Origin of the sequence: Pseudoalteromonas sp. 13-15 (assembly GCF_001468205.2) — a bacterium.
Lineage (GTDB): Bacteria > Pseudomonadota > Gammaproteobacteria > Enterobacterales > Alteromonadaceae > Pseudoalteromonas > Pseudoalteromonas marina.
In genome coordinates this window covers 1,789,821-1,812,490 of record NZ_CP019162.1, presented here as the reverse complement: position 1 = coordinate 1,812,490, position 22,670 = coordinate 1,789,821, and the positions used below count along the sequence as shown (strand labels likewise).

General features: G+C 39.3%; 26 protein-coding genes. 16 read left to right on the top strand and 10 right to left on the bottom strand.

Going from position 1 to position 22,670, the window contains the following annotated elements:
- The first annotated feature begins 66 nt into the window (after positions 1 to 66).
- Entirely contained in the window at positions 67 to 270 is a 204-nt protein-coding gene (locus ATS72_RS08395) for a LysR substrate-binding domain-containing protein (protein WP_052242911.1), read from the top strand.
- A 49-nt stretch (positions 271 to 319) separates the two neighbouring features.
- Here ATS72_RS08395 and ATS72_RS08390 read toward each other — a convergent pair whose 3' ends face one another.
- Positions 320 to 1,195 (bottom strand): LysR family transcriptional regulator, encoded by an 876-nt coding sequence (locus ATS72_RS08390; RefSeq protein WP_006793696.1) that lies wholly within the window; start codon positions 1,193 to 1,195, stop codon positions 320 to 322.
- A gap of 119 nt (positions 1,196 to 1,314) precedes the next feature.
- Between ATS72_RS08390 and ATS72_RS08385 the strand changes: the two genes are divergently transcribed.
- The 7 genes from ATS72_RS08385 to ATS72_RS08355 all read left to right on the top strand — a co-directional run bounded on the left by ATS72_RS08385 (position 1,315) and on the right by ATS72_RS08355 (position 6,853).
- Positions 1,315 to 2,283, top strand: coding sequence for an aldo/keto reductase (locus ATS72_RS08385; RefSeq protein ID WP_006793695.1), 969 nt, complete (start codon positions 1,315 to 1,317; stop codon positions 2,281 to 2,283).
- Positions 2,284 to 2,303: 20 nt separating this feature from the next.
- A complete protein-coding gene (locus ATS72_RS08380) occupies positions 2,304 to 4,043 on the top strand; it encodes an alpha-amylase family glycosyl hydrolase (RefSeq protein WP_058430234.1) in 1,740 nt (579 codons plus the stop codon).
- A 43-nt stretch (positions 4,044 to 4,086) separates the two neighbouring features.
- The gene (locus ATS72_RS08375) at positions 4,087 to 4,278 is read left to right on the top strand and encodes a hypothetical protein (RefSeq protein WP_039038435.1); all 192 of its coding nucleotides are present in this window, start codon (positions 4,087 to 4,089) and stop codon (positions 4,276 to 4,278) included.
- Between the two features lie 19 nt (positions 4,279 to 4,297).
- Entirely contained in the window at positions 4,298 to 5,587 is a 1,290-nt protein-coding gene (locus ATS72_RS08370; protein ID WP_058430235.1) for a M20 family metallopeptidase, read from the top strand.
- Between the two features lie 111 nt (positions 5,588 to 5,698).
- A complete protein-coding gene (locus tag ATS72_RS08365) occupies positions 5,699 to 6,106 on the top strand; it encodes a GFA family protein (protein ID WP_039038433.1) in 408 nt (135 codons plus the stop codon).
- Positions 6,107 to 6,118: 12 nt separating this feature from the next.
- Positions 6,119 to 6,565 (top strand): RidA family protein, encoded by a 447-nt coding sequence (locus ATS72_RS08360; protein ID WP_074210154.1) that lies wholly within the window; start codon positions 6,119 to 6,121, stop codon positions 6,563 to 6,565.
- 66 nt (positions 6,566 to 6,631) lie between these two features.
- On the top strand, positions 6,632 to 6,853 hold the full coding sequence (locus ATS72_RS08355; protein ID WP_039038431.1) for a hypothetical protein: 222 nt from the start codon (positions 6,632 to 6,634) through the stop codon (positions 6,851 to 6,853).
- Between the two features lie 28 nt (positions 6,854 to 6,881).
- On the opposite strand, the gene ATS72_RS08350 is transcribed toward ATS72_RS08355, so the two are convergent.
- Complete coding sequence (locus ATS72_RS08350; protein ID WP_058430236.1) at positions 6,882 to 8,942, bottom strand: TonB-dependent receptor; 2,061 nt, start codon at positions 8,940 to 8,942, stop codon at positions 6,882 to 6,884.
- A 98-nt stretch (positions 8,943 to 9,040) separates the two neighbouring features.
- On the bottom strand, positions 9,041 to 9,724 hold the full coding sequence (locus ATS72_RS08345; RefSeq protein ID WP_058430237.1) for a substrate-binding periplasmic protein: 684 nt from the start codon (positions 9,722 to 9,724) through the stop codon (positions 9,041 to 9,043).
- A 119-nt stretch (positions 9,725 to 9,843) separates the two neighbouring features.
- On the opposite strand from ATS72_RS08345, the gene ATS72_RS08340 reads away from it, so the two are divergent.
- The 3 genes from ATS72_RS08340 to ATS72_RS08330 all read left to right on the top strand — a co-directional run bounded on the left by ATS72_RS08340 (position 9,844) and on the right by ATS72_RS08330 (position 11,639).
- The gene (locus ATS72_RS08340; protein ID WP_058430238.1) at positions 9,844 to 10,092 is read left to right on the top strand and encodes a TIGR03643 family protein; all 249 of its coding nucleotides are present in this window, start codon (positions 9,844 to 9,846) and stop codon (positions 10,090 to 10,092) included.
- Between the two features lie 81 nt (positions 10,093 to 10,173).
- Positions 10,174 to 10,539 (top strand): hypothetical protein, encoded by a 366-nt coding sequence (locus tag ATS72_RS08335; protein WP_058430239.1) that lies wholly within the window; start codon positions 10,174 to 10,176, stop codon positions 10,537 to 10,539.
- 23 nt (positions 10,540 to 10,562) lie between these two features.
- Positions 10,563 to 11,639: an endonuclease/exonuclease/phosphatase family protein gene (locus ATS72_RS08330; RefSeq protein WP_058430240.1), complete on the top strand. Its 1,077-nt coding sequence runs from the start codon at positions 10,563 to 10,565 to the stop codon at positions 11,637 to 11,639.
- A gap of 274 nt (positions 11,640 to 11,913) precedes the next feature.
- Here the strand turns inward: ATS72_RS08330 and ATS72_RS08320 are convergent, their stop codons facing one another.
- From ATS72_RS08320 to ATS72_RS08280, 7 genes are all read right to left on the bottom strand, one after another.
- Positions 11,914 to 12,201 carry a hypothetical protein gene (locus ATS72_RS08320; RefSeq protein WP_058430241.1) on the bottom strand — a complete coding sequence of 96 codons (288 nt, stop codon included), beginning with the start codon at positions 12,199 to 12,201 and terminating at the stop codon, positions 11,914 to 11,916.
- Positions 12,202 to 12,329: 128 nt separating this feature from the next.
- Entirely contained in the window at positions 12,330 to 12,626 is a 297-nt protein-coding gene (locus tag ATS72_RS08315) for a hypothetical protein (protein WP_058430242.1), read from the bottom strand.
- Positions 12,627 to 12,659: 33 nt separating this feature from the next.
- Positions 12,660 to 12,908, bottom strand: a complete 249-nt coding sequence (locus tag ATS72_RS08310) for a hypothetical protein (protein ID WP_058430243.1) — start codon at positions 12,906 to 12,908, stop codon at positions 12,660 to 12,662.
- A gap of 465 nt (positions 12,909 to 13,373) precedes the next feature.
- Positions 13,374 to 13,718 carry an energy transducer TonB family protein gene (locus ATS72_RS08300; protein ID WP_058430245.1) on the bottom strand — a complete coding sequence of 115 codons (345 nt, stop codon included), beginning with the start codon at positions 13,716 to 13,718 and terminating at the stop codon, positions 13,374 to 13,376.
- A gap of 620 nt (positions 13,719 to 14,338) precedes the next feature.
- Entirely contained in the window at positions 14,339 to 14,527 is a 189-nt protein-coding gene (locus ATS72_RS08290) for a hypothetical protein (protein ID WP_058430247.1), read from the bottom strand.
- A 278-nt stretch (positions 14,528 to 14,805) separates the two neighbouring features.
- Positions 14,806 to 16,185 (bottom strand): NAD-dependent succinate-semialdehyde dehydrogenase, encoded by a 1,380-nt coding sequence (locus ATS72_RS08285; RefSeq protein WP_058430248.1) that lies wholly within the window; start codon positions 16,183 to 16,185, stop codon positions 14,806 to 14,808.
- Between the two features lie 215 nt (positions 16,186 to 16,400).
- Positions 16,401 to 16,916, bottom strand: coding sequence for an NUDIX hydrolase (locus ATS72_RS08280; protein ID WP_006793675.1), 516 nt, complete (start codon positions 16,914 to 16,916; stop codon positions 16,401 to 16,403).
- Between the two features lie 222 nt (positions 16,917 to 17,138).
- Here ATS72_RS08280 and ATS72_RS08275 point away from each other — a divergent pair, with 222 nt between their 5' ends.
- Genes ATS72_RS08275 through ATS72_RS08255 form a run of 5 tightly spaced genes read left to right on the top strand, consistent with a single transcriptional unit; the run spans position 17,139 to position 22,661 of the window.
- Positions 17,139 to 18,482 carry a sigma-54-dependent transcriptional regulator gene (locus ATS72_RS08275; protein WP_006793674.1) on the top strand — a complete coding sequence of 448 codons (1,344 nt, stop codon included), beginning with the start codon at positions 17,139 to 17,141 and terminating at the stop codon, positions 18,480 to 18,482.
- Between the two features lie 13 nt (positions 18,483 to 18,495).
- Complete coding sequence (locus ATS72_RS08270; RefSeq protein ID WP_006793673.1) at positions 18,496 to 18,705, top strand: hypothetical protein; 210 nt, start codon at positions 18,496 to 18,498, stop codon at positions 18,703 to 18,705.
- A 34-nt stretch (positions 18,706 to 18,739) separates the two neighbouring features.
- A complete protein-coding gene (locus ATS72_RS08265) occupies positions 18,740 to 20,224 on the top strand; it encodes a sensor histidine kinase (RefSeq protein ID WP_103379644.1) in 1,485 nt (494 codons plus the stop codon).
- Positions 20,225 to 20,686, top strand: coding sequence for a response regulator (locus tag ATS72_RS08260; protein WP_008126515.1), 462 nt, complete (start codon positions 20,225 to 20,227; stop codon positions 20,684 to 20,686).
- Positions 20,687 to 20,696: 10 nt separating this feature from the next.
- On the top strand, positions 20,697 to 22,661 hold the full coding sequence (locus tag ATS72_RS08255) for a response regulator (protein WP_058430250.1): 1,965 nt from the start codon (positions 20,697 to 20,699) through the stop codon (positions 22,659 to 22,661).
- Positions 22,662 to 22,670: the final 9 nt, after the last annotated feature.

The following is a 22,670-nucleotide window of genomic DNA, read 5'->3' as shown; positions in this document are numbered from 1 at the left end:
AACACAGTTAAAGCTAACACGCGGTGCTGGAGTTAATCCTGAGGGTAAAATACGACTTTAAAATTCTTGGAGATTATAGAGGTTAAAGACTTACAAAGTTTAAAGGAGTTTGCTCCAGCAGTCCGGGGTATAGCGCAATTACCTTACGTTAACTCAGCACTCAAAAGCGGACAGCTGGTAAAGGTATTGAATGAATACGCGCCAAGCCCACAACCTATTAATTTACTTTATCCGTCTCAACGTTTGTTAAGCCCAACTGTTAAAGCTTGAGTAGATTATTTAGTAAACCATATATCTCAATATAAAAGTAATTGGTAAGCTAGTTTCTAAACCAGTTGGTGGTGAATTTAATAAAACGGCTAATACGTGCAGATTCGTTAATTAGCTGAGGGTGAATTAAATACACATCAGATTGCGGATACTGTAACTGCGTTAATACCGGTTTTAAAGTGTGTGCGTTAATTTCTAAATCTACTAAATACTCGGGGGTGTATATAATTCCCTGACCTTGCAGTGCGAGGTTTTTAAGCATGTGGTTATCATTAATACTTAGTTTTCCCTCAAGCTCAATGGCCCTATCGGAAAAGTGCCAAAGGCTAAATTGCGTGCTGGTTAAACAGCTATGCTTTAATAAATCTTCAACACTGCCTGGCTCACCATTTTTAGCGATATAGCTTGGGGCTGCGCAGCACACCTGCTTATAACTAAATAGCTTTTTGGCAATCATGTTTTGTGGTGGATTAAGGGTTGATCTAAATGCAATATCGTAATTGCTTTGTATCAAGTCGTGAGGGGTGTAGCTGCAGTCTATATTAAACTTAACATCAGGGTACTCTTGATTAAATTGTTCGCAAATAGTGAGCAGGTATCTATTGGTAAATTGGCTCGGCGCGGTAATTCTAATATTGCCAGCAATAGCCTCGTGTTCATGGGCTAATGTGCGTTCTAGCTCTAATAATGTACTTTTAATATTTCCCATACAGCTAAGCACATGCTCTCCCTGCTGGGTGAGCTTTACACTGCGGGTTGTACGAATGAGTAGGGCTCTTTGGTATTCTTTTTCGAGCGCTTTTATTTGCTCAGACAAATACCCCCGGGATATCCCAAGCGCTAAAGCTGCCTTTGAAAAGCTTAAGTGTTTGGCTACTTCGTTAAATAAAAATAACCGTTCAAATTTTTTATGTTCTCTAAGCATTTAAATGAGCACTGTGTTTTTATTGTTTGTTATAACAAATAATGAGTTTTATTTTTAGTATTTAGTTGAATAATTTAATCGGTAAACTACAAGTCACTCTTTTTTAATACTGATTACTCATGACCAATAAACCGATTTCTCAATTTATACCCAATGCTAGCGAACTTATTTATGGCTGTATGGGCCTGGGTGGCGGCTGGAATAACAACCCAATAACCAAAGCCGACATACACCAAGCACACACAGTGGTAGAGGCTGCGCTTGAAAATAACATTAACTACTTTGACCATGCCGATATTTATACTTTTGGTAAAGCAGAGCAGGTATTTGGTGAAGTTTTAAAAACGCGTACCGACCGTGATAAGTTAATTATTCAATCTAAATGCGGTATTCGCTTTGAAGATGAACATGGCCCTAAGCGTTATGACCTTTCAGGGCAGTGGATAGAACACAGTGTAAATAATAGTTTAGCGCAGCTAAAAACCGATTACTTAGACGTACTTATTTTGCACAGACCTGACCCACTCATGTGCCCACAGGAAATTGCTAGCACTTATAAAAAACTAAAAAGCCAAGGCAAGGTACGTTTTTTAGGGGTGTCTAATATGCAGCAACATCAAATAAAAGCCATTCAACAAGCCCTTTCAGAACCACTTATTTTGAATCAAGTAGAAATGAGCTTATTAAAAAATGACTGGGTTGAAGAGGGCATATATGCTGGTAACGCGCAAGGCGCAAATATTAACTTTACGCCAGGCTTAATAGAGTTTTGCCAGCACAAAAATATACAGCTGCAGGCGTGGGGAAGTTTAAGCCAAGGGTTGTTTTCGGGTGCTGATATAACCGGCGCTGAAACCCATATCAAAAACACCTACCAATTAGTACAAAGCTTAGCTGCGCAGTACGGCACAAGTGCAGAAGCCATTGTACTGGCATGGTTAAATAGGCATCCTTCAAACATACAACCTGTGATAGGGACTACTAACACAGCGCGTATTAAAGCGTGTGCACAAGTAAGCAAAATACAGTTAACGGCCGCTCATTGGTATGCACTTTACGAAAGTGTAAAAGGTTGCGAGCTGCCATAGTTTAGTAAAGGAGCACTAAAATGATAAAAAACACACTAACAACATTTTTACTAAGCACAGTCGTGGTATTAACGGCTTGTAAAAGTAATCAGCCACCACCGGCCGATAACGCAAACACGGCAAGTGCTAATAATTATTTACAGCGCGATGTACGCGACGATATATTTTATTTTGTATTACCAGATCGTTTTTATAATGGCGATCCGCAAAACGATAATGGTAGCAAAGAGCATGCTATTTCGGCTGGTGGGTTAAATTTAACAACCACCAGTGGTTTTCATGGTGGAGATATAACAGGTATTGAACAAAAGCTAGACTACCTAGAAGCACTAGGGGTTACAGCCATTTGGATGACGCCATTATTACGCAATCAAGCGATTCAATTCGGGGGTGTTGCGCACCATGGTTATTGGATTGTCGATTTTAGCGAAATTGACCCGCACTTTGGTGGTAATGCTTCTTTAAAAAAACTAATTGATGCGGCTCATAAAAAAGGCATTAAAGTATTTTTTGACATAATTACTAACCACACTGCTGATATTATTCGTTACGATGAATGCCACATGCCAGACGGTCAATTTAAAACGGGTTTAACGCATTGTGAATATAAAGCGCTAAATAACCCTAAGCCATATAACCCATTTATTCCAGAGCACTTAAAAAATGTTAAGTACCCACAGTGGCTAAATAATGTCGATTATTATCATAATCAAGGCGACAGCACCTTTAGTGGCGAAAGCTCACTTAATGGTGATTTTAACGGCCTAGACGATTTAAAAACAGAGCATCCGCAGGTGGTGAGCGGCATGGTCGATATTTATCAAAATTTAATAAAAGAGTTTAAGCCCGACGGCTTCAGAATCGATACCGTACGCCATGTAAATCTCGAGTTTTGGCAAACATTTACACCCGCTATTATTGATTACGCTAAGGCGCAAGGCATTCCAAATTTTCATGTGTTTGGTGAGGTTTACGACTCAAATCCTAAAAACCTAAGTGTATTTACTACAGAAGGTAAAATTCCATCGGTGCTTGATTTTGCATTTCAAAAAATAGCGGCCGATGTGTTTTTTAAAGGGGAGAACCCAAGCGCCATTAGCGAGCTGTTTGCACAAGACTCACTATACAAAGATGAAGACAGCCAAGCCGATTTACTTATGACCTTTTTAGGTAACCACGACATGGGCAGACCTGGCTTATTTATAAACCAAACATTTGATCACGAAGGTGACGAGCTTAAATTAAAGCGCAGCCAATTAGCGCATGCGTTTATGTTTTTATCGCGCGGTATACCAGTTATTTACTATGGCGATGAACAAGGTTTTACAGGCGATGGCCACGATATTGATGCACGCGAAGATATGTTTGCATCAAAGGTTGCAAGCTATAACGACAATAACCTTATAGGCACTACCCAAACAACGGCTGATGATAACTTTAATCAGCAGCACCCATTATTTAAAGCTATTGCTCAATTAAGTAAGTTACGAAAAAATCACGAAGGGCTTCGCCGCGGTGAATACAACGACTTATTTTTTGCTGAAAACACTGGCATGTTTGCGTTTTCACGCACAGTAAAAGGCGCAGATCAGGCATATATTATTGTGTTTAATAGCGAAAAAACGCCACAAACAATAGAGTTTAATAGCTCCTATAAACACTTGTCCCCCCTTGTAGCTGCCGAGCAACTTGAGCAACAAAATGGCAAGTTAACGGTCACTTTAAAAGGGCTTAGTTATAGCGTGTATATTGCTAAATAATTAAGGGTTTAGGTTAAGTAAAAGCCAGCTGCTAAGCTGGCTTTTGTATTTAAATAAGCGAAATAGAGTAGGCAGTATTGAAGTAGGTAAACAAGCTGGGTTAGTAATTATAAATGACAATATTGCAGAAAATGTGTCGGCTATCCGTAATATGGAAACTGTATTTAAAAATGGTGTAGGCTATAACTCAACAGCACTTTTCTATAATACTAAATCGGTTGTTGGGCTTCATTAAAATAATAAAGGAAAACAGGATGAAAAAATCACTACTTTCAGTGGCATTAGGTTTTGCTGCACTTGGTACGTTTAACGCGCAGGCAAACCTTGATCAACACGTTAAAAATGTAGAGCAGCAGGTAATTGAATGGCGACGTGACTTTCACCAAAACCCTGAGCTTGGTAATCGCGAAACACGTACCGCAGGCATTGTGGCTAAACACTTAAAGTCGTTAGGTATGCAAGTACAAACCGATATTGCTTACACCGGTGTTGTGGGTATTTTAAAAGGCGCAAAGCCTGGTCCTACGGTAATGCTACGCGCCGATATGGATGCACTACCGGTAACCGAAAAAACAAATGTGCCATTTAAATCAACAAAAACAACAAATTTCCGCGGTGTAGATGTGGGGGTAATGCATGCCTGTGGGCACGACACGCATGTAGCCATGTTGATGGGCGCAGCACAAGTATTGGCCGATATGAAAAGCGAGCTGCACGGTAATATTATGTTTGTGTTTCAGCCAGCTGAAGAGGGCGCACCTATTGGCGAGGAAGGCGGTGCAGAATTGATGCTCAAAGAGGGGATATTTACCAAATATAAACCCGACGTAGCATTTGGTCTTCACATAACATCGAGCTTACACAGCGGCAAAATTGGTTACAGAAGCGGCCCTGCTATGGCCAGTTCTGATAGGTTTGAAATTACTGTTAACGGCCGCCAAGCACATGGTTCAGCACCTTGGACTGGGGTTGACCCTATTGCAGCGGCTGCACAAATTGTAACGGGCGTTAACCATATTGTGAGCCGCCAAGTAAATATAACCAAAGAGCCCGCAATTGTGTCGTTTGGCAAAATAGCAGGGGGAGTGCGCAATAATATAATTCCTGAAAAAGTTGAAATGGTAGGTACAATTCGCAATTTTGATATGAATAATAGAGCACAGATTTTTGAAAAAATAAAAACAACGGCTACACATATTGCTAAGTCGTCGGGAGCAGCTGCCGATGTGCATATTCATGAAGGTTACCCAGTAACGGTGAATAACCCTGAGCTTACTGCGCAAATGCTGCCAACCCTCGCAAAAGCGGCGGGTAAAAATAACGTAGTGGAAATGAATAAGATTACAGGTGCAGAAGACTTTTCGTTTTATGCATTAGAAATCCCAAGTGTCTTTGTATTTTTAGGTGGTACGCCAAGTAGCCAAGATTTAAAAACGGTACCAAGTAATCATTCACCTTATTTTTATGCTGACGAATCATCGTTTAAAGTAGGGACTAAGGCATTAAGCCTGCTCGCTGTAGATTACTTAGATAGTAAAAAGTAGGCTGCTAACAATTGAGTTAGTAAAGGTCATAAGCTAACTCAATGTTGTATTTTAAGCGCAGTGCGTAAAGATGTGTGAGGGCTTTATAGGCCTAAATTAGAGGATTATTATATGAAAATCACAGGAAGCTGTTTTTGTGGCGATATAACTTATGAGGCCACCACACAAAATAATAACGTAATAGTATGTCATTGTAGTGATTGCCAACGGATGTCGAGTGGACCATTTAGAGCTGTTGTAATTGCAGATCCTAATTCGGTTGATTTTACAAAAGGACAACCGAAAGAGTATGTAAAAACAGCGCAAAGTGGCAATAAGCGAGCGCAAGGTTTTTGTGCCAATTGTGGTACATCACTTTATGCAACTAATGAGTCACCTATCGATCGTATATATGGGTTGCGTTTAGGTGCTGTTGATCAGCGAGAGCAATTTAAGCCTTCAGCACAAATTTGGTCAAAGTCAGCACTTACGTGGTTGGCCGATTTACATAAAATTCCTGCTTATGACACCACACCATAAGGTTAAGTTACTATGAAACCTACTTCTTTAATCACTTTATATATAAGCGCATTCATGTGCATGAGTGCCCATGCTAGTTCAAGCAATGTTGAGTTTTTAAATACCACCAAAGTGGCTCCAAACTTACCATTTTCGCAAATAGTAAAAGCCGGTAATACGCTTTATATGTCGGGACAAATAGGGATTAATCCTGAAACCGGTAAGTTAGCAGCGGGTGGTTTTGAAGGTGAAGCTAAACAAACACTTGAAAATATTAAACGCACTTTAGAGCAGCATAACTACAGCATGAGCAATATTGTAAAGTGCACCGTTATGCTTACCAATATTAACGACTTTAAAGCGTTTAACGCTATTTATACGCAATATTTTAGTGCGCCGTATCCAGCGCGTAGTGCATTTGCAGTAAAAGCGTTAGCGCTTGATTCTTTAGTAGAAGTTGAATGTATTGGCGCAATTTAGGAATAGTTTGAAAGTTTTGTCGCTAATTACGTGTCATATAATTAGTAACATTATCGGGATACAACCATGTGCAGTTCACCAAAAAGTAGTCGAGCAGTAAAAAAGTCAGCTATTCATTTCAATGACGAGCTTACTCAAGAGCAACGTATACGCTTTGCAGCAAAGGCTAACTTAGCACAAGAACGCAGAGAGCAACGGGAGCTTGCTAATTCCCGTTACGCTCAAAAGCACCCGCAAATTAAGTCATCAAAAGGTTTTTTTTCGTGGTTGCAGCAATGGGTTAACTAACATTAACCCACATTCTATTTATAGTTGCTTACCAAGAGTAAGATGCTGAAATCATTGCATTGCGTGGTTTACCCGGAAAATATCTATCGCCTGTAAAACTGGTGTAATCAGCTCGCTCTGCATACGCTTTATTGGTCACATTTATAATACGAGCCATAACTTCAATATTTTTTGTTGCTTGCCACTGGGCGCGTAAGCTAAAAACCGAATGGCCTTCGTATTCATTTAAGTTCTCAGGGTCTGTGTAGTAATGGCCAACATGATGCCATTGAAGTGCAAATTGGGTGTTGTTACGTGCTTGCCACGTAATATCAATATTAGCAATGTTGCGTGGTGCGGTATCTATGTCGTTGCCATTTATGTTTAGGCCGTTAATAACTTGGTTGTTAGTGTAACTATGTTTAGCATGTGTACCTGCAAAGTTAACTGACACGTTATTGGGTAATTGATAATTAAGTTCAAGTTCCACACCTCGATGGCGAGAGCTGCCATCATTTACAGTGAAAAAGTCGCTATCACGGTAAATAGTATTGTGTTTACTCATAGCATATACAGATAAGCCGTAATTAAATGCACTGTATAATCCTTTTATACCAAACTCAGCGTTGTTAGCTATTTCTGGGTTTAAATTAGCGGTGGTTTGCTCGCGTTGTAATTGATATAACTCAGCAGCTTGTGGCGCTCGGTAACCGCGAGAAAAGTTAGCGTAAAACGTGTTATTACTGTTGTATTGGTAACTTATTCCAAGTTTAGGTGAGGCATTACTAAAGCTATTTTTAGTGCTAGGAGGACGACTGTATCGGCACCCACCAAACCCGCACTCGCTACCATCTTCTTTTGTTCTGCCCGCAAGCATATTATTTGTGTAGTCGTACTGCATGTGCTCGTAACGAACCCCGGCCGTTAATAGCCATTTATTTAATTGCCAATTCACGGATGCAAATGGTGCATAAAGTGTGGCATTGACGTTGTAATCGTAATGTTTACCCTGTGGCACGGTAGCCACTAAAAATGCCGAACCTTGCGTTGCCTCGTTTTGACTTTGTAAAAAGTCGGCTTGGGTGTACTCGCCATCTAAGCCTAAGTTCAGAGTTACATTGTTATTTATACTGTGCTTATAAAGCGATTGAACACCAATACCTGTTTGACTGTTTTTTTCAAGCGGTGTGCCTGGCAAAAAATGTTTAAAAAAGTCCATACTTTGATCGCGCATATACACAGTGGTAGAAAGTACATCGTTATTGGCTAATTGCCATGTTGCATTGCTCCACGCTCGCAAAGATGTTGCCTTTCTAAATGCATCAGGATCGAAGTTTTGCTGTGCTATATCTTTATTTTTATAGCTTTCAAACCCAGTAATAAAACCAGCTGTTTGCTGATCTAAATGTGTATAAGTTATGCCCGATGTGAGCAATAGATTATCGCGCTCTAGACGATGGCGTATATTGACTTTTTGTTGCTTAACACTTTCATCATCACGGTACCCTGTATCGTCAGTAATGCTGGCGTTTATGCCAATTCCGCTGTTTCCATAGTCTTGCCCTGCACGTAATTTAACGCGTGCATAGCCATATGAGCCATAATCTACGCCCAATAAACCGCCGCCTTGAGTTGTGTCGGGTGTTATAACATTAATAACACCATGCACAGCATTTGAGCCATATAAAGCTGACCCCGGCCCTTTTAACACCTCAATACGTTGGGCCATTTCACTATGCGATTCAAATAGCTCGTTAATATTACAAAAACCCGCAGCGCGAAGCGCTATTCCATCTTCTAAAGTTAGCACACCACCACATGCGCCAGCCCCAGACAAAACTGGCGAGCGAAGCGCAGGTAAATATTCTTGGCCATTGCCGCGTTGCACATTAGCACCGGCAACGCGTTGAAGGGCTTCTTCAATATGATTAGGTGCAATACTTTTAAGTTGCGCATCGGTTAAGGTGGAAATAGACAATGGGAGTGAGCTAGAAAGTGCTTCTACCCTTGATGCTGTGGTGGTAATAACTTCAATTGAGTCTGTACTTTTCTGATCAGCAACAACAGCTTGGCTAAACGGCAAAATGAGCGGCAAACAATAATATTTCATACATACCTAAAACGTTTGGGGAAATAGCTTGGTTAAATGATATGTGGTTTTTATAGGCTTTTAAACTTGTTGCGTTAAAGTGCATGTATAACCGTAAATTATTGTTCGTAATATTGCTTTATTTGCTTATCAATTAAATTTATATCGACTACACCCGGCTTAAATGCAATATAAACAGGTAAGCTGGATTCATGGAACTGACGAGCGTGAATGCCGACACTGTTTTTTGCAAACCAAAGCCCAGCTTGATAATTAGTGATTATAAAATCAACACGCTTTTTTTCTAATAACTTGAAAGAATCTGACGTTGAAAGTGTATGCATTATATTTTTAGGCAATATATTGTATTTATCAGCTATTTCATTAGGTAAGGCAACGCCTCGGAGCATAGCTATTCTAGTGCTAGAAAAGTCTTTGTTATTTAGGGTACTTTTATCTAAAGCAAATAATCCAAATTTGGTGACATGTGTAGGGTGCTGAGTAAACTCTAAATGCTTTTCACGTAGGGTGTTTGTTGCTAAAGAGAAATAACAGTCGTAATAGTTAAGGGTCATTTCTTTTTTTACGCGTGCCCAAGGTAAGTGTATTACTTTAATGTTTAAGCCTAAGCTTTGATTTAAGTAATTTATCAGTTCAATGTCTGATCCGGTAAAAATGTTTTTTTGCTCATCAAAAATAGTATAAGGCGGGTAGTGAGTTGTAACGCAGCGTAATGTTTTACCTGACTCGGCAACTGCTAACGATGACGCCATTAAAGCGAAGATTAATAAAATAAAACGCATGACTAGCAAATCCATTTTCTTTTAAGTATATAAGCTATTTTTAAATTTTAAAGTGAGTGATGAAATTGATGATCTACGCGTTTTTAAGTCGCGTATAAATTTAATTTTTGGAACACACCATGTTTAACGCAGAGCAGCAATCACGCATTATTGAAATGGCGTGGGAAGATAGAACGCCATTCGAAGCCATTGAACAACTATACGGATTAAAATACCCTCAACTCGTCGCTTTTATGCGAGAGCACATCTCTAAAGGGAGCTTTAAAGTGTGGCGTAAGCGCCACGCAGGGCGTAAAACTAAGCACTTAAAGTTACGCGATCCCGCTATTATGCGCAGTCATTGTAAAACTCAGTACAAACACCGTTAACACCGTAAGTTTAAGCGCTATTTCATTTGATGTTCATCCTAGCTTGTTAGTCTTAGATGACTATTAGCACTGGAGATACTTATGAAAGCAGCTATTTATATCACACTCATCACAGTTGCGCTGTCATCTGTTGGGGCACAAGCTAACCCAAACAAAGACAATCATGGCCAGCACCAAGGTAAAAAGGTTGGCCATAAAAAATACAAGCATCATGATCATAACTCTCTTTCTAAAAAAGAGAAAAAGCAGTTACTTCGTGCAGGATGGACTCCACCAGGCAAAAATAAGCGTTACCATACTGGTGATATTTTAGAGGTTGATATATACAAACGTGGTAGGGTTGTTGAACGTTCGAGAAATAAGGGTACTGTAAGTATTGAAATCGACCGTAAAATTATCCACTTAGTACACGATACACGAGAAATCTTATCAATTTTGAGTCGCTAAATTAATTTAAAGGGATTTAAGTAATGCTTACATTGTTGGCTGTAACTACTGGCTTTTTTTTACTGGTAACTTTACTACCCATGTCATACAGCCAGCACTACCTGGTTAGAAGCTGCGATTTTGTTCGCTTACAAGTGTTTTATATTGCTGGTTTTATATTTGCTAGTTCACTATTTTTGTTATGGCTAAATAATGATACGCACTATATTTATATTACGCTCGCATCTGTAATTATTATGGTTTTACAAGGTAAGTGGATCTTTCCTTATACTTGGCTTGCAAAAAAAGAAGTACAAAGCGCGAGCAAAAACAGCGAGCACAGCATAAGAATTATGTCGGCTAATGTGCTTATGTCAAACCACAATAGTGAGCAACTAATAGCGTTGGTGAATCAGCATAAACCTGACTTACTTATTACACTTGAAAGCGATAGCTGGTGGGAAGAAAAGCTATCGGTGCTTAAAAAAGATTACCCTCATTATATTGAATGCCCTAAAGACAATCGCTATGGCATGCACTTATACAGCAAATTTAAATTACTCGATGCGCAAATATGTGAGCTCATTGAAGATGATATTCCTTCAATTCATATTTTATTTGAAAACGACGAAGGCCTTGAAATGCAAGGGCACTTTATTCACCCAGCACCACCAAGCCCAACTGAAGAAGATTCATCACGCCCACGCGACTCAGAACTAATAATGGTTGCCAAAGCAGTTAAAAACCCAACTCGTCCAACAATTGTAGCAGGCGATTTAAATGATGTAGCATGGTCGCGCAGTACGCGTTTATTTATGCAAATAAGTGGCTTTTTAGATCCCCGTAAAGGTCGCGGCTTTTATAATACATTCCACGCGGGTTACTTTTTTATGCGCTGGCCGCTCGACCACCTATTTCATAGCCAGGGTTTTAAGGTTAAGCGTATTGAGCGCTTAGCTAAATATGGCTCAGATCACTTTGCGCTGCTTACCGAGCTTTCTTATGAAAATGCCAGTCAGCAGTCATTAGAGGACAAACCCGACAAGTTAAAGCAAGAAGAAGTTGAAGAACTTACCATGAGCAAAGCCGATAAGCGAAAAGTCCCCAGGTTTGAAAAATAGTAATTGTTATTAGGTTGTGTAGGTCGGATAAGCGAAGCGCCAACGACTAAGCATTAACAGATAAATATCTAGCGCCTCGGCAACGTCCTTTGACATGACATGACATCGTATCGTAAGCTTAGTTCGACTGCTTTGATTTTGAAATTAACGGGGTAAAACGATGTCTATCTAGATTGGGTATATCTAGGCATTTTAGCCTCCTCAAAATGATGAGGAGGAGTCTACTAAAATGGGTGAGGAGTAATTACCCTTTTGAGTGCCTTGTATCTCTTTATTACGCCAAGTCTTCTTTTTTGGTTGAAACAGCCAATAGTGATATTGAAGCGGCATAAGTAGAAAAGAAAGCGATATACGCCACACACAAACCGACTAAGCCGAAAATATTGCTTTCAATTGATATGTCATAAATTAAATATGCTGATATTGGTAATGAGATAATTGAAAAAGCTTTACCGCGAGAAAGGATCACTAGCTTATTTTTAATATAAGGAATTGCAAGTATCAATACTGGAATCAATAATAGCCCAGCAAATAAGATATCGATTTTAACTTCTGAATTCATTTAATGCTCCAATTCGTTTGAAAATATAACGCTTCATCAAGAAGCGGTCTAGGCTTGCTAAACTTATGTGACGAAGGAACTCGATCAAGCCGTGACGAGCCTTTCTTCAGTGACTTGTTATATTTATGTCACTCTAATACTTTATCTAAGTAAGGTTCGATTTCAGCACTTTCATCATTAGCGGTCTTTATCCCAAGAATGAGTATGGAAAGAGCAAACCAGCCAATAGCGAAACCAAAATTAAAAAGTATTAAGAAGACTAAAGCTGGTATTCCGCACCAAAGAAACATAATTAGCAATCGGCGAGAAATATTTATAGGTTTGTCTTCTCTGAATTGTTTAACTGCGCTATTTACGATCTCCATTTTTTCACTTTGCTTGAGACCTTTTAATCTTTTGTCATCATATAAATTAAAATAAAACATTAAACCTCCTTGAAATTCCTTGTTATGTTTACACTACTTCCATGGAATCCATGATTTTGGTGCATGACCTGTTACCGCAACTTTTAAAAATAATAGGAAGCAATAAGGAGCTGATAACATACCGAATAAAGCCCTAAAATCTAGGTTGTCAGAACTAACATTACCACGTTCAAAAAATGCATATAACAAGCTACAAAAGGCAAAAAGTCCACAAATAATAAATATTATTGCCAAAATTCTAATAAACGGAGTAACTTTCTCACCTTTCCACGGTGCTTCCATAAAACCTCCTTCTAAACATAACGCCCGCTTCAGCTGCGCCGGAATCGGAGTTTTTTTGTGTTAATGTTTGAGCGCAGCGAGTAACACAAGAACACGGAGGTTTTGGCGTCAGACTGGAAGCGCTTGTTAGTTGTTTGCATGTAAATTTGTTGAGTATGATTTTTATTCGCCGGACTCATCATGGTCTTGCTTGCTATTTATAGATAAGCCAATTGCAACTCCGATAGCTATGCCAACACCCATGCCCAAGGCCAAGTTATTCATTGCAACTCCTATTCCTGAACCTATGGCTACACCAATAGCAATTCCGAAACCCACGGGGCTTTTAATGTTGTTACCTTTATTCCATTTATTCAATTGTTATCTCCAATACAACTAACGCTCCGTTAACGGGCGAGCGCTTTTTGCGAGTCCGTGCCAGCGTTGTTTGCTGGCGTTTTCGTTAAACGGCTTGTTATAAGCCATTTACTCAAAATTGTCGAAATCAAATTTAAAAGTTACTTCAAAGCAACGTTCTTCGTGCTTTGAGGCATTGAATTTCCATTTAGTTAAGGCTCTAAGCGCTTGCCTATCAAAAATTCTTCTCGGTTGAGAACGAGTTATTTGACGCTCAATAACCTCACCTTCACCATTAACGGTAATTTTGATATCTACGTAACCGATACCTAAAATCCGTTCAGAATGAATTGGCCATTGAGGATTCACAGTTTCGATTAACGCAAATTTTTCACCAATACATGAATCTACTTCATATGTATCGGTATTAACAAATGATACTAATGCTGAGATTAAAACTAATTCGATCATCATGGCTTATAACGCCGTTTTAAGCGGCAAATTGCATTTGGCTAAAATAAGTGAGGCACGAACAAAAAACCAACTGTAATTTGTCCGCCTTGAAAACCCTTGTTATACGTTTATTTAACCGTCCGGTCTTTAAAGTATTTATAAATACTGGAATAACCAGTTACTGCATAGAATATGAATATTGAGCCTAATCCTACACTAGTAATTACAGTGCCAACTCCAGAATTCCCAGTCGGTTCTCCTACAATAGCTATAAATACTCCATGCAAGATGAATAATGAACCCAGCAAAAAAGCTATAATTCGAAATACTTTAGTTCGCATAAACTCAAATCCTTTGAAACGTATAACAATTTAATCAAAGGACACTTTCCCCATATTTGCGTAAAAAGGTCCTTATTTCATGAATTTTTACTGTTAGAAAATATTGTAACTTATTGCCAGCTATAAATATTATGCTTAATTTAGGTTATTTAAGCATGTAGAAAAAAGGAAAGTTTCCTCTTATTATTCCCAAACTAGCGCTCACCTTGGTAAAGGTTGCTTTGCATTGTGAATTCATCGTTGCCTTTTAGGCCAACCCTCGGGTTTTTATCTTATTTTTAAGCTTAGATTTTGTCGCATTTATAGTGTTTTTCTAGCTTGCTCAATACATTCAAATTTTTTACTTGTAACGCTTTTTATGTTTTGTTCACCACCGCATTCAATGGCAGCCATTTTTTTGTGGTTATATACATTATAGGTTTGTGCTAAAGCACCTGCTGATAATGCAACCGCTGTAATAACCACTAATTTTTTTATCGTTTTATTCATATTTAATCCTTTATGCTGCTCTACTTAATTGAGACTTTTGCTATTAAGGCACTCAGCTTTTTATGAAATATTTAATAAGTAGTAAATAAGTTAGCAGCCATTAAGCTGGCTTAAAACCCTAAATTTGTAACAGTGTATGTTTGTTAAACTATTTTTGATTATTAGCGCTTAGCGAACTTTTATTTGTTAAGCATAAAAAAGCCTAAAAGCGGCAGTTCGCTTTTAGGCTTAATATTTATTGCTGCTATTTTATTCAATAACAGGTATGTTGCATTGTATTATGCGTTGGCAATCATAATACTTTTAATATTCACAAATTCGCGCATACCAAAGCCACCGTGCTCTCGGCCGTAGCCACTTTCTTTAACACCACCAAAAGGTAGATTAGGCTGTGCAAGGCCGTAACCGTTAATGTTGATCATACCGGTGTCAAAGTGCTTTTTAGCCAGTTCGATGGCTTTTTTCTCATCCTTTGAAAAAATACCACCGCCTAAACCATAGCGAGAGTCGTTGGCAATGCGCATAGCATCGTCGTTGTCTCTTGCTTTAATAAGTGAAGCGACAGGGCCAAATAATTCGTCGTCGTATGCGGGCATACCCGGCGATAAGTTATCGAGAATTGTAGGCGGGTAGTAGTAACCCGTTTGCGATGGAATTTCACCACCCGTTACAATATTTGCACCTGCTTTAACCGATTGCATGACTTGGTCATGAATACCGTCGCGTAAATCTTCACGTGCCATTGGGCCAAGGTCTGTGTCATCAGCCATGGGGTCACCCATTTTAAGGGCTTCAAATTGTTCTTTAATTTGTGCTTTAAAGTCATCGTAAAGTGACTCAACTACAACAAAACGTTTTGCTGATACACAGGTTTCACCGTTATTGATAATACGTCCTGTTACACAGGTTTTAACGGCAAGTTCTAAATCGGCATCATCCAGTACTAAGTAAGCATCGTTACTGCCAAGCTCCAGTACTGTTTTTTTAACGTGTTTACCGGCTTCTTCGGCTACTTTTTTACCCGTACCGTCACTGCCTGTAAAGGTTACACCGCTAATTGCTTTGTGGGCAATTAGGCTACTTGCTGTTTTACCATCAATAAGTAAATTGCTAAAGCAATGCTCCGGGAAACCGGCTTGTTTAAATAGGGCTTCGATTTTTTCAGCCATGCCAAAAACGTTACCTGCGTGCTTAAGTACGGTCGTGTTGCCGGCCATAATGTTAGCTGCGCTGTAGCGAATAACTTGATAAAGCGGGAAGTTCCAAGGTTGAATGCCTAATAAAACGCCCGTAGGTTGGTAACTAATAATGGCGCGGCCACCGTCCATGTCTCGTTCTTCGTCCGCTAAAACTTGTGGGCCGTTTTCTGCAGTATAACGACAAATTCCGGCACATAGTTCAACTTCTTGAAAGCCTTGCTCATACACTTTACCCATTTCTTCGGTCATTAATTTAGCAATGGCTTCTTTTTGTTCTTCAAAAAGTGTTGCTAGGGCATTTAAATGTTTTGCGCGTTCGCTAAATGACGTTAAACGCCACTTTAAATATGTTTCGTGAGATTTTTCGATTACTTGCTCAGCCTCATGTTGAGAAAGTAGCGTGTAGGTATCGATGGTTTGCTCAGTTGCCGGATTAATCGTTTTAACTGTATTGCTCATTCCTATCTCCTTACAATTTATGTAAGCAGATAGGTGCAAATCAAAGGCCAATATAATCGCAGGAATGGTTTTGTTTTAACTTGTTGATTGTTATTGGCTATTTTATTTTTAAAGTCTTGTTTTACTTTTTTAATTTATAATTTTGTAAATTAGATAAAGTAAAAAGTACTGGTCAGTGCAAAATTTACAAACTGATTAATAAATTATACTTGGCTTTAAAATAGTGTTTGTGCAATTTGTTTGAGCAGGTAGGTTTCTCGTAAAATAGAAAGGCCTTGTTTTTCACTATTGGCTAATGTGCGTTCGTTATGTGCAATTGCATCGTTTATATCAACCCACTTTGCGGTCATGCCATTTTGCTGTTCGTAGTGCTCTAATTTTGCTTTGCCAAATTCATCGGCAATATTACACACGTAGCAATACGATTTAATATGAATAATATCAAAGTCGTTTTTATACCAAGGGCGATACTCTTCGTAGAGACCAAAATCTTTAACCACAGTAATATTTTTAGCGCCGGTTTCTTCGCTCAACTCGCGAATTAAGCCTTGTTCAATGCTTTCGCCCTCATCTACACCACCGCCAGGTAGGCTATAATCTTCATAACGATTTGTGTACATAAGTAATATTTTATTGTTTTTTATTACAATGGCACGAGCGGTAATACGTGTGAAATGAGTGCCTTGGTTTATATTAATACCAGAGTGGATTAAGGTTTTTAATTGCTGCATTTTATCTCCTTTTATTAACATACGAGTATATCAGCTGTATAAGTGTTACTTGCAAATAAAAATTGTTTTTATTGTGATCGTTATGCTTTCAGCTTACGTAAATAGAGGGTTGATATAATAGGACAATAAATCATTTAAGTTATTTTAAAAGATTAGCTCAATACGCACCTTTAAATTAGTTCTTAGGGTGCGTAGAATAAAAAAAAAGAACAGGGATTTATCATGTTAAACATACTTTTAGTAGATGATGACGTTGAATTTAGTGACGTTGTTTGCCACATAGTCGAATTCCTCGGCCACAATATAAGCACCGCAACCAGTTTAAAAGAAGCACACCAATGGTTTGAAAATAATACCTTTGATCATGTGTTACTTGATTTCATGTTACCTGATGGAAGCGGACTCCACTTGCTTGACCATTTAAAAATAATTGGCCAGTCTCCAAAAATTACACTCATATCGGGCCACCCTTCAGTGAAGGGAATATTGGCTGATATGTGTGAGCCTAATATTGGGCACCTTCTAAAACCCCTCCAACGCGAAGATTTAGAGCTTGTTTTAAATGGCCCTAAAAAAGTAGCCGTTAAAAAGGCAAAAACCAGTGGTATTACGCGTCATTTTGGCAGCTTAATTGGCGAGTCAGAGCCAATGCACAAACTGTACAATATGATTGAGCGAGTGGCCAAAACAAATGCGAATGTCATGTTAATGGGCGAAAGTGGCGCAGGTAAAGAAGTTGTGGCTCAGGCTATACACAATGCAAGCCAGTGCGAAGGCCCATTAGTGGCTAGTAACTGTGGTGCACTTTCGAAAGAGCTGATTGGCAGTGAATTATTTGGCCATGAAAAAGGCGCATTTACAGGTGCAATTGCGCGCAAAGAAGGGGTGTTTGAGCAATCAAACGACGGTACTTTGTTTTTAGATGAAGTAACCGAAATGCCAATTGATATGCAGCCTAATTTATTACGTGTTCTTGAGACTAAAAAAGTAACGCGTGTAGGGGGCAATAAAGAAATTCCAACCAATTGTCGGGTCATCTCTGCAACTAACCGAACGTTAGAAGACTTGGCTCAAAACAACGTTATTCGTGAAGATATTTACTTTAGACTCGCAGTGTTTCCTATTGATATTCCGCCTTTAAGAGATCGAAAAGACGATATTCCATTGTTAGCAAAAGCATTTTTAGATCAGCTAAACGATGAGAATGGCACCGCATTTAGTTGGACTGCTGCACAGCTTAAAGAGCTGCAAAGTTATGAGTGGCCGGGCAATGTGCGTGAAATTCGCCATGCTATTCACCGTGCCTTTATCATGAGTGACCCTAAATCAGGCGAAGTGACACTACCAGATAATCTAGAGTCGCCATTTTCACGTGTAAATAATCAAAGTGCTGATAACGCAGTGTCGGCTGGACAAACCATAGAAGAAGTTGAAAAAGAGCTCATTCATGCAACGCTAGACAAGGTACAAGGGAATAAAACACTTGCCGCACAAATGCTAGGAATTAGCACTAAAACACTTTATAACCGCCTTAATGCTTACGGTGGTATTGGCGAGTATAAATAAGTTGAGAGGTAACATGACACAGAACAATCAACCGGAGCCGCTTAATAAATTAGTTCATGACGCAAGAGCCCCTTTAAATCGTATTTCAATGAATGCTGAACTAATTAAGTTAGTACTTGAAAACGATATGCCAAAAGAAAAGGCACTCGAGGCACTAAATAAAATTATTAGCAATTGCCAACAATGCAGTGAAAGCTTACAAAAAATTGTTGATTCACAATGATGAAAGCGTGTTTTATGCGCAAACAGGAAACTAAATAAGCATGCAAAAACAACAAGGTAAAGCGAATGTTACGTTGGCGGCTTTTATAGTTGTGGTGTTATCTATTATTGTGGGTAATGCATTTTTGGCATTAAATACAATTCAAGGGTTAACCCAAACACAAAAAAGCTTAGACAACACTAGCATGCTAAGTTCGGCAATAGAGCAATTGCATTTATCTATTGTACAGGCCGAGTCTGGGCAGCGTGGCTATTTATTAACGGAAGAAGATGATTACCTTACACCTTACTTCGATGCAATTGGCCAGTTAGAAGCACAAACAGACCATGTTAAATCACTGCATTCGGAAATTGATGGCCAATCAGAGCGGATAGCACAGCTACTTGTTCTGACAGAAAGCAAAATTAAAGAGCTTAAAAAAACAGTTAACTTAGCGCTTGATGATAAAGAGCGCCGTGCTTTAGCTATTTTAAATACCCATAACGGCCGAGAGCTTTACAAGCAAATTCGTGAACGCGTAAATGATATTCAAGACCGTGAATTACTGTTTAAAGTGAGCCATTTTTCAAAGCTTGCTCAAATCAAAAACGAGGCCAAAATTACGTTTGCGATTACCGCTATTACTAGTGCAATACTGATTATAGGCATGTTTGTAATGACACGCTTAAACCTCAGAAATGCCGCTCAATATCGGTTTGATCTTGAGAAACAAAACGAAACATTGGCTAGTAAAGTATCTGAACGCACGCAAGAGCTAACCTTGTATTCAGACGAGTTAAGCAGAAGTAACCGGGAGTTGGAAGAGTTTGCTTTTGTGGCGAGCCATGATTTGCAGGAACCTCTGCGTAAAATTCAAGCATTTAGTGACCGGTTAGAAACCATGTTCAAAGATGATTTAGGCGAAAAAGGCTTAGATTATATTGGCCGTATGAAAAACGCCGCACAGCGAATGTCGAACTTAATTAACGACTTGTTAGAGTTTTCGCGTGTTACTACGCGTGGTAAAGACTTTGATGATACTAACTTAAATGAAGTAGTTGACGATATTCTTAGCGACTTAGAGATTGCAATAAAAGAGTCAGATGCACAAATTGAAGTGGCAGAGTTGCCTGTTATTCAAGCAGATAAAAGCCAAATGCAGCAACTTTTTTTAAACTTACTCTCGAATGCGGTTAAGTTTAGACGCCCAGATGTGAGTCCGCATATAAAAATTAGTTACGAACATGAGGCTATTTTTAATGAAGATCACAATGCGGAATTAAGCTTTCAAGTAATTACCATAAAGGATAATGGCATAGGGTTCTCTCAAGACTATGCTGATAAAATATTTGTACCGTTTCAGCGTTTGCATGGTCGCTCACAATATAAAGGGACAGGTATTGGTCTTTCTGTGTGCAGACGGATTGTAGAGCGCCATGGCGGTACTATTACAGCTCAAAGTAAAGACGGTGAAGGTGCAACCTTCATTATAAAACTACCAGTGGAAGCTGCGCTTTTCACTTTGCAAGGAGAGGCTTAAATGCCCTACACAAAAGTTAAACCAATTACTATTTTAATGGCTGACGACGACGAAGATGATCGTTTATTAACGCAAGATGCACTTGCTGAAAGCCGAGTACTTAACGAGCTGCACTTTGTAGAAGATGGTGTTGAGTTACTTGAGTATTTGGAGCGTAAAGGAAAGTTTGCCGATAAAGAAGTATCGCCGCGTCCTGGGCTAATTTTACTTGATTTGAACATGCCAAGAATGGATGGCCGCGAGGCGTTAGAGGCGATTAAAGCAAATCCAAATTTAAAAGGGATTCCAGTTGTTATTTTAACCACATCTAAACAAGAAGAAGATATGGTTAAAGGGTATAACTTAGGTGCAGCTTCATACATTACTAAGCCTGTAACTTTTGATGGCTTAGTTGATTTGATGAAAACTCTTGGGAAATATTGGGTTGAGTTTGTAGAGTTGCCAAGTACGTTTAACGATTAATGGAGATTGTATGTTAGATAAAGTGACTCAGTTGCTACTTGTAGAAGACGATGAAGATGATTACATACTCACCTGCGACTATTTGGAGCAATTAGACTCACATACGTTTAACGTTCAATGGGTAAGCTCTCCAGAGCAAGCAATAGAAACGCTAAGTAAAAACGAGCACGATATTTGTTTGCTTGATTACCGCCTCGGGGCATCTAATGGGCTCGATGTTTTAAAAGAAGCGATAGCTAATGGCTTTAGCGGGCCTATTATTATGCTTACTGGGCAATCGGATGATGAACTAGATTCTGCGGCGCTTGACGCTGGAGCTGTTGATTACTTGATTAAAGGAGAAATGAGCTCAAGCCGTTTTGCCCGTGCAATTCGTTACGCCCTTGCCCGAAAAGATGTAGAGGGGGAGCGCGTAGAGCGCTTAAAAGCGGAAGCTGAAAACCGTTCAAAAGACCGTTTTTTAGCACACCTAAGTCATGAGTTACGTACACCGCTTTCGTCTATTTTAGGTTACACAGAATTGTTAATGCAAAGCGATTTTAGTCAACAAGCCGAAAACGAGCTAGGGGTTATTTACCGAAATGGTAAACACTTACTTAGCCTGCTTAATGACGTATTAGACTTATCAAAAATAGCCGCAGATAAACTAGAGCTCACACCCAGTGAAGTAAACCTCGATAGCATGCTTGCAGATGTATACACGCTAATGCGTGTATCGGTGCTTGATAAAGGTTTAGCACTTAAGTTTGAATCAGACCAAGCGCTCCCGCTAGTTGCCCGCCTTGATGCGACGCGTGTTCGTCAAATACTAATAAATTTAATTAATAACGCCGTTAAGTTTACAGATAAAGGCGAGATAGTTGTTAAGGCTTGGACGCAGCATGTTGACGGCACAGAGATGCTCTTTTTTAGCATTAAAGATTCAGGCATGGGTATTGCCCCTGAAAAGCAACAGCTTATTTTTAAACCATTTGAACAAATAGCCGATGTAGAGTCGCGTTCAGTTGGCGGTGCAGGTTTGGGCTTGGCAATATGTGCCGAGCTATTGTCTCGTATGCAGGGCAATATAAGTTTGCATTCAGAAATAGGCAAAGGGTCGACCTTTACTATTTCGGTATACCCAGGTGACATAAGTGATGTTGAGCGACAAGTGCTCAACTTTAGCAGTGCCCCACAGTTACAAAGTAAATTAACACCCAGTAAAGTACACGGGCGAGTACTGGTTGTTGATGATTTGCGCGATTTACGAATGCTGGTCGGGCATATGATCAGTAGCTGCGGTGCGCGAGTAGACTACGCAGAGCATGGCCAGCAAGCACTTGAAAAAGTGCGTATAGCCGACGCCTATAAAGCGCCATACGATATTATTTTTATTGATATTCATATGCCAATAATGGGTGGTAAAGAAGCAACCATTGAGCTTAGAAAAATGGGCTACAAAGGACCAATAATAGCGCTTACAGCTGCCACAATGAAAGGGATACATGAAGAGCTTGCAGCACTTGGTTTTAATGACGTAATACCAAAACCAGTTGACAGCAGTGCGTTATATCAATGCCTTCAGGATTACTTAGTTTCGCCTGAAAATGCGCCTCAGGCAAAAGATATTCAAGTCAAAGCGCTAAGTGAAAAAAGGCAGCGCTTTTTATTGGTAGAAGATGATGACGATGCTGCACAAATAACCCAGTTGCTTTTAGAAAGCTTAGGAGTAGAGACGGTTATAGCGTCAAGCTGTGCGCAGTGTTTGCAAATACTTAACCACGATCAGCAATTTGATAAAGTATTGTTAGATATGCATTTACCAGATGGCAGCGGAATTGACTTAGGTGAGCAGGTTAACGAACGATACCCTGAGCTGCGATTAGTTATTGTAAGTGGTGCGGAACCTGATCCAAAAGAGATAAAAGATTTAAATATTGATCGTGTTTTATTAAAACCTATTAATTTAGGCTTATTAGAAACACTTATAAGTTAAAGCGTGAGG

Excerpts from the sequence above, each read along its gene's own strand:
- ATS72_RS08390 (WP_006793696.1), bottom strand. The coding sequence starts at position 1,195 with ATGCTTAGAGAACATAAAAAATTTGAACGGTTATTTTTATTTAACGAA.
- ATS72_RS08385 (WP_006793695.1), top strand. The coding sequence starts at position 1,315 with ATGACCAATAAACCGATTTCTCAATTTATACCCAATGCTAGCGAACTT.
- ATS72_RS08380 (WP_058430234.1), top strand. The coding sequence starts at position 2,304 with ATGATAAAAAACACACTAACAACATTTTTACTAAGCACAGTCGTGGTA.
- ATS72_RS08370 (WP_058430235.1), top strand. The coding sequence starts at position 4,298 with ATGAAAAAATCACTACTTTCAGTGGCATTAGGTTTTGCTGCACTTGGT.
- ATS72_RS08365 (WP_039038433.1), top strand. The coding sequence starts at position 5,699 with ATGAAAATCACAGGAAGCTGTTTTTGTGGCGATATAACTTATGAGGCC.
- ATS72_RS08360 (WP_074210154.1), top strand. The coding sequence starts at position 6,119 with ATGAAACCTACTTCTTTAATCACTTTATATATAAGCGCATTCATGTGC.
- ATS72_RS08355 (WP_039038431.1), top strand. The coding sequence starts at position 6,632 with ATGTGCAGTTCACCAAAAAGTAGTCGAGCAGTAAAAAAGTCAGCTATT.
- ATS72_RS08350 (WP_058430236.1), bottom strand. The coding sequence starts at position 8,942 with ATGAAATATTATTGTTTGCCGCTCATTTTGCCGTTTAGCCAAGCTGTT.
- ATS72_RS08345 (WP_058430237.1), bottom strand. The coding sequence starts at position 9,724 with ATGCGTTTTATTTTATTAATCTTCGCTTTAATGGCGTCATCGTTAGCA.
- ATS72_RS08340 (WP_058430238.1), top strand. The coding sequence starts at position 9,844 with ATGTTTAACGCAGAGCAGCAATCACGCATTATTGAAATGGCGTGGGAA.
- ATS72_RS08335 (WP_058430239.1), top strand. The coding sequence starts at position 10,174 with ATGAAAGCAGCTATTTATATCACACTCATCACAGTTGCGCTGTCATCT.
- ATS72_RS08330 (WP_058430240.1), top strand. The coding sequence starts at position 10,563 with ATGCTTACATTGTTGGCTGTAACTACTGGCTTTTTTTTACTGGTAACT.
- ATS72_RS08320 (WP_058430241.1), bottom strand. The coding sequence starts at position 12,201 with ATGAATTCAGAAGTTAAAATCGATATCTTATTTGCTGGGCTATTATTG.
- ATS72_RS08315 (WP_058430242.1), bottom strand. The coding sequence starts at position 12,626 with ATGTTTTATTTTAATTTATATGATGACAAAAGATTAAAAGGTCTCAAG.
- ATS72_RS08310 (WP_058430243.1), bottom strand. The coding sequence starts at position 12,908 with ATGGAAGCACCGTGGAAAGGTGAGAAAGTTACTCCGTTTATTAGAATT.
- ATS72_RS08300 (WP_058430245.1), bottom strand. The coding sequence starts at position 13,718 with ATGATGATCGAATTAGTTTTAATCTCAGCATTAGTATCATTTGTTAAT.
- ATS72_RS08290 (WP_058430247.1), bottom strand. The coding sequence starts at position 14,527 with ATGAATAAAACGATAAAAAAATTAGTGGTTATTACAGCGGTTGCATTA.
- ATS72_RS08285 (WP_058430248.1), bottom strand. The coding sequence starts at position 16,185 with ATGAGCAATACAGTTAAAACGATTAATCCGGCAACTGAGCAAACCATC.
- ATS72_RS08280 (WP_006793675.1), bottom strand. The coding sequence starts at position 16,916 with ATGCAGCAATTAAAAACCTTAATCCACTCTGGTATTAATATAAACCAA.
- ATS72_RS08275 (WP_006793674.1), top strand. The coding sequence starts at position 17,139 with ATGTTAAACATACTTTTAGTAGATGATGACGTTGAATTTAGTGACGTT.
- ATS72_RS08270 (WP_006793673.1), top strand. The coding sequence starts at position 18,496 with ATGACACAGAACAATCAACCGGAGCCGCTTAATAAATTAGTTCATGAC.
- ATS72_RS08260 (WP_008126515.1), top strand. The coding sequence starts at position 20,225 with ATGCCCTACACAAAAGTTAAACCAATTACTATTTTAATGGCTGACGAC.
- ATS72_RS08255 (WP_058430250.1), top strand. The coding sequence starts at position 20,697 with ATGTTAGATAAAGTGACTCAGTTGCTACTTGTAGAAGACGATGAAGAT.